This is a genomic window from Sphingomonas sp. CCH9-F2, assembly GCF_001556735.1.
GTDB lineage: Bacteria > Pseudomonadota > Alphaproteobacteria > Sphingomonadales > Sphingomonadaceae > Sphingomonas > Sphingomonas ginsenosidimutans.
On record NZ_LSJO01000217.1, the window covers coordinates 1 to 5467 of the forward strand.

At 64.9% G+C, this 5467-nt stretch carries 6 protein-coding genes; all 6 read left to right on the plus strand.

Going from position 1 to position 5467, the window contains the following annotated elements:
* Nucleotides 1-173 precede the first annotated feature (173 nt).
* The gene (locus AX685_RS06370) at nt 174-593 is read left to right on the plus strand and encodes a periplasmic heavy metal sensor (RefSeq protein WP_046407154.1); all 420 of its coding nucleotides are present in this window, start codon (nt 174-176) and stop codon (nt 591-593) included.
* Nucleotides 590-1162, plus strand: coding sequence for an RNA polymerase sigma factor (locus AX685_RS06375; RefSeq protein ID WP_046407140.1), 573 nt, complete (start codon nt 590-592; stop codon nt 1160-1162). Before AX685_RS06370 ends, AX685_RS06375 begins: the two co-directional genes overlap by 4 nt.
* 95 nt (nt 1163-1257) lie before the next feature.
* Entirely contained in the window at nt 1258-3273 is a 2016-nt protein-coding gene (locus tag AX685_RS06380) for a copper resistance system multicopper oxidase (protein ID WP_066486605.1), read from the plus strand.
* The gene (locus AX685_RS06385) at nt 3263-4561 is read left to right on the plus strand and encodes a copper resistance protein B (RefSeq protein WP_066486608.1); all 1299 of its coding nucleotides are present in this window, start codon (nt 3263-3265) and stop codon (nt 4559-4561) included. Before AX685_RS06380 ends, AX685_RS06385 begins: the two co-directional genes overlap by 11 nt.
* Nucleotides 4562-4608: 47 nt before the next feature.
* Nucleotides 4609-4983: a DUF305 domain-containing protein gene (locus tag AX685_RS06390; protein ID WP_066486611.1), complete on the plus strand. Its 375-nt coding sequence runs from the start codon at nt 4609-4611 to the stop codon at nt 4981-4983.
* Between the two features lie 60 nt (nt 4984-5043).
* A partial coding sequence (locus AX685_RS06395) for a DUF411 domain-containing protein (RefSeq protein ID WP_066486612.1) occupies nt 5044-5467 on the plus strand: 424 nt, incomplete at its 3' end.

Here is a 5467-nt window from a genome sequence, read left to right on the forward strand (position 1 = left end):
CGATCCGGCATGCTGGCAGCGCTAGGCGCAGTCGCCTTGGGAGTGGCGGGCGGCGGATTGTCGTCCACAGCGGCGACTGCGCAGGTGCCGACGCTAACACCCTTCGGGCCTGCCATGCCGCTAGCGCCTTCGACCTTGCTCGCGTTCCAGTGACGAGCGGCGCCCGGAGGGCGATGCTGATCGCCATCATCGCGTTCGTGGCGGCGGTCGCAGGCGTTTGGGCTGGACGTGAGTTGTTCCCGTCCCCGCCAAGCCCGGGCGTTGAGCTTCACAGCTTGCTCCACGACGGGCTCGAGCTAGACGAAGCTCAACGGACTAAGCTCCAGGCGCTGGAGTCTCACTTCGCCGTTCGAAGGCGTGCCTTGGAGCTGGAGCTCAGAGCCGACAACGCCCGGCTCGCCGCCGCCATCGAGGCCGAACATGGTAACGGGCCGCAGGTCGCGGCGGCCGTCGATCGTTCGCACGGCGCGATGGGTGAGCTCCAAAAGGAGACGTTGAACCATATGTTCGCGATGCGGCAGATCCTGCGGCCGGATCAGACGACGGCGTTCGACCGCGCGGTGGTGAAGGCGCTGACCGCAGACGCGCGGTGAGCCTCGATCTCGCGGCCTGCACGGACGGCGAACTCGCCGCCTTGACGCTCGGCGGACGTCAGGCTGCGTTCGCTGAGATCATGCGGCGGCACCAAAAACCGGTCTACCGCCTGATCCGCTCGCATATCGGCGACGCCGAAGAGGCGCTTGACCTCACTCAGGAATGCTTCGTGGCCGCCTTTCAGAACTTGCGAAAGTATGACGGAGAGCGACCGCTCGCTGCGTGGCTGACCCGCGTGGCGATCAACAAGAGCCGCGACTGGCACAGGCGGCGGCGCATACGCCAGATACTATCGTTCGCCTCTTCGCTGCCGCCCGAGACCATGGAGAGTGGGCGGGACGAGGCGCCAGGTGCCGACGCGGTAACCTTCGATCGCGCAGAGCTTGCGCGGCTTTCGCGCGCGGTGTCCGAGCTGCCGGCCACGCTCAAGGAGACGCTTTTGCTGCGGACCGTGGAAGGACTGTCCCAGGGGGAGACCGCGGCCGCGCTGGGGATCAGCGGCAAGGCCGTGGAGATGCGACTCCGGCGCGCGCGTGAAAGATTGTCGAAAAATCTCGACTTAGTGTGAGGGGATGGGCCGGTTCGCGCGTAGTGAAAGGTAAGGTCGGCGGCCCTCCCCCGGGTCGCCGGCCGCAAGCCATGAACTTGGAGCGAAGGAACGGCATGAGCCGCAAACTGAACCGGCGCGACGTAATGCGCGGAACCGCCGCGCTCGGCGGCACCTTGGCCATGTCGGCCTACTTGCCAGCTTGGGCGCAACCTGTGTCGCGCGGTATCGCCAAACCCCTGCCGACCGTGTCGGGCACAAACATCGCGCTGACCATCGACCGAATGAAGCTGGTCATGGACGGGATCACCACGCCCGCGATCGGGGTAAACGGCACGGTCCCGGCACCACTCGTCCGCCTCAAAGAGGGCCAGAAGGTCCGCCTTGCGGTGACCAACAACCTCGACGAAGATAGCTCGATCCACTGGCACGGGCTCATTCTGCCGTTCCAAATGGACGGCGTACCCGGGATCAGCTTCCCCGGCATCAAGGCGCGTTCGACCTTTGTGTACGAGTTCCCGATCTTGCAGTCCGGCACCTACTGGTATCACAGCCACTCGGGCGAGCAGGAGCAGGCAGGACTCTACGGACCCATCGTGATTGATCCGGCGGGTGCCGACCCAGTCGCGTTCGACCGCGAGCATGTGATCGTCCTCTCCGACCATAGCGAAATGACGGGCGAGGAAATCTTTCGCAAGCTCAAGCAGATGGGCGGCGCCTATTTCAACTATCAACGCCCGACGCTGAGTGGGCTGCTGGCCGGCCGCGAAATGCGCCTTAAGGATCGCCTCGATTGGGGGCAGATGCGGATGGACCCGGCGGACATCGCGGACGTCACTGGTTCGACCTACACCTTCCTGGTCAATGGCTTTGGACCTTACGACAACTGGACGGGTCTCTTCCGACCGGGCGAGCGGGTTCGGCTGCGCATCGTCAATGCCGCGGCGCAGACGAACTTCAACGTGCGCATCCCTGACCTGCCGATGACGGTGGTGCAGGCCGACGGCCAGAACGTCCGGCCGGTAACCGTGGACGAATTCCAGATCGGCGTCGCGGAAACCTTCGACGTGATCGTGACGCCCGAGGACCGCGCCTACAGCTTCGTTTCCGAGGCGATCGACCGATCCGGCATGGGGCGCGCGACACTGGCCCCGCGCGAGGGCATGATCGCCCCGGTCCCGCCGCTCCGCCCACGCACGTTGCTGACCATGACCGACATGGGCATGGACATGAGCGGCATGAGCGGGATGGAGGGGATGTCCGGTATGGCGGACGAGAACCCGGTCGCAAAGCGCGGGCCGGATCCCACGTTGATGCAGAATGCCTCGCGCAACCTGTGGAAGCTCACCGGGTGGAAAGAGCCCACCGATCACGGAACGAAGGCGATAGGCGCTGCGATGGCCAGCATGGCTGGGATGGGGGGCGACCAGATGAGCGGCGCTATGCCTGGGATGGACCATAGCCAAATGGCGGCGGGCGCTGCCGGGATGGCGGGCATGGACCATGGTCAGATGAGCAGCGGCGGCATGGCCGGGATGGATCATGGGTCAGGCGGCAGCATGGACATGAACATGCGCAACCCCAAGAACGCGCCCGGCGTCAAGATGGGGCCGGGAGTGCAGACCATCTCGCCGATGCCGAAGGACCGCACGGGCGAGCCGCCGCAGGGGCTGGAGGATGCGGATCATCGCGTGCTCACCTATCGCGACCTTGTCGCGCTGGACCGCAACCCGGACGTTCGCGCCCCGTCGCGTCAGTTGGAGATCCACCTCACGGGCAATATGGAGCGCTACATGTGGGGCTTTGACGGCCAGAAGATGAGCGACCCTGCCGACCCCATCCCGTTCCGCAAGGACGAGCGCGCGCGCGTTACCCTGGTCAATGACACGATGATGCCGCACCCCATCCATTTGCACGGCCACTTCTTCGAGTTGGTGACCGGACATGGCGACTTTGGGCCTCGCAAGCACACTGTGAATGTGGCGCCAGGCGGTAAGATGACATTCGACGTAACGGCCGATGCGCCCGGCGACTGGGCGTTCCACTGCCACAATCTCTATCACATGACCGCGGGGATGATGCGTGTCGTGACGGTTCGCCCGATGGGCGAGGAGAATCGCGATGCAGCCTAAGTTCCTCCTGATCGCCGGCGGCGCGGCGCTTGGCCTCGCAACGCCGGCGGCCGCGCAGATGGACCATTCCAACATGCCCGGCATGAAGATGCCGCCGCCAAAGGCGCCAGCGGTAAAAAAGCCTGCCGCCAAGAAGCCCTCAGCGACCAAGCCCGCCGTGCACAAGGAGTCCGCGAAGCCTGCCGCCAGGTCGACACCGCGCGCGAAGGCGGGATCGGGGGCCAAGCCTGCCGCAAGTCGGTCCGCCAAGCCTCCGGTCGGTGGACCGGCTGTTGCTGATCCTCACGCCGGTCATGACATGTCCGCCATGCCCGGTATGAATATGCCTGAAGCCAAACCTGATGCCAGTTCGGGGCACGACATGTCCGCGATGCCAGGTGCGTCCGGCGGCGCCAACCCCGCTGAGCCAGGTGCTATGCAAGGCATGGACCATGGATCGATGCCGGGAATGGGCCAAAGTTCGGGCGCGATGCAAGGCATGCCGGGACACGGCATGGGAAGCATGCCCTCAGCCACGGGCGCGGCGATGATCGGCACCAACCTTCAGGCCGGCACCGCTCCGCCGCCGCCCATCCCGACCGATCGGGCCGCGGACCAGGTCTACTCTGCCGCTGCTATGGCGCATTCGCAGCAGCATCTGCGGTCGATGCACGGCGGGCAGAATTTCTCCCAGGTCATATTCAATCTGGCTGAAGTCCAGATCCGGGACGGTCGCGATGGTTACCGGTGGGACGGCAGTGCCTGGTATGGGGGTGATATCAACCGGCTGGTGCTCAAGACCGAGGGCGAAGGGAATATCGGGGGAAGTCTGGAAGCGGCGGAGGTACAGGCGCTTTATTCGCGCGCCATTGGCCCATACACCGATATACAGCTTGGCGTCCGCTACGATTTCAAGCCCAACCCCTCGCGCGTCTATGCGTCGGTCGGCTTCGAAACGCTGGCACCCGGCTTCTTCGATGTCGAGGGCGCACTGTTCCTGTCCAACAAGGGCGACCTGCTGGGGCGCCTGGAAGGTTATTACGATCAGCGGATCACGCAGCGGCTGGTTCTTCAGCCACGCGCCGAACTCAACTTCGCCGCGCAGGACGTGCCGGAAATCGGCATCGGCTCAGGCCTTTCCACGGCCGAACTCGGTCTGCGTCTCCGCTACGAGATCAGGCGCGAGTTCGCGCCCTATGTGGGCATATCGTACGACCGCAGCTTCGGGGACACAGCCCGCTTCGCGCGCGCCGAAGGCCAGGGCGCGGCGTCGACCAGCCTCGTTCTGGGCATTCGCACATGGTTCTAAGGCCAACTAGTCTTGTTGCGTTGGCCAAGGCCAAGAAGGAGAAATCGATGTTCAAGGCAGTAACGCTTCTGGCTCTGGCCGCGATGTCGGCGAGCCCCGCTTTGGCTCAGCAGGGCATGGACCACTCGAAAATGCAAGGCATGAACCACGACAACATGCCTGGCATGAACACGCCCTTCATGCCCGCCGAAATGGCGATGCATGAAAAGATGATGAAGGCCAAGGGCGCTAATGCGAGCGAGACGTGGGTCCGCAAGATGATCGAGCATCACCGCGGTGCGATCGCCATGTCGCAGATCGTTCTCCGGGAGTCGCCCGATGCGAAGACCCGGCAAATGGCTCAGAAATCGATTGCCGAGCAGAACAAGAGCATCGGTGAACTCCAGGCGATGCTCCGGTCGATGGGCAAGCGTCCTCAGTAATAAGCCTCATTCCTCCCGCCCCCAGCGAGCAACGGGAGGAATGACCAAGGAGATTCTTCCATGAAGTCAGCGTTGCGATTTGCGCTTACTGCCGCAGCCTTGTTGGTTCCGGTTGCCGCCAGCGCGGCTACCCCGATCGTTATGCACCGCGACCCCGGCTGCGGCTGTTGCGCCAAGTGGGCGGCGCAGGTGCAGCAGCAGCTCGGCCGGCAGGTGCGCGTCGTCGATGATTCTAACCGCCCGGCGCTGCAGAAGCGCGCGGGCGTTCCCGCGGACCTCTCGTCCTGCCACACCGCGATCGCCGATGGCATGGCTTTCGAGGGCCACGTGCCGATCGCCGACATGAAGCGGGCTCTTGCGACCCGGCCCAAGGGCGTGCGGGGCCTGGCGGTCGGCGGTATGCCGCTCGGCTCGCCGGGAATGGAAGTGCCGGGCGTCAAGGCGCAGGCCTATGACGTGGTCGCCTTCGGCACCGGCGGACGCC

Coding starts and splice junctions, on each gene's coding strand:
- AX685_RS06385 (WP_066486608.1), top strand. CDS start 3,263: ATGCAGCCTAAGTTCCTCCTGATCGCCGGCGGCGCGGCGCTTGGCCTC.
- AX685_RS06390 (WP_066486611.1), top strand. CDS start 4,609: ATGTTCAAGGCAGTAACGCTTCTGGCTCTGGCCGCGATGTCGGCGAGC.
- AX685_RS06370 (WP_046407154.1), top strand. CDS start 174: ATGCTGATCGCCATCATCGCGTTCGTGGCGGCGGTCGCAGGCGTTTGG.
- AX685_RS06380 (WP_066486605.1), top strand. CDS start 1,258: ATGAGCCGCAAACTGAACCGGCGCGACGTAATGCGCGGAACCGCCGCG.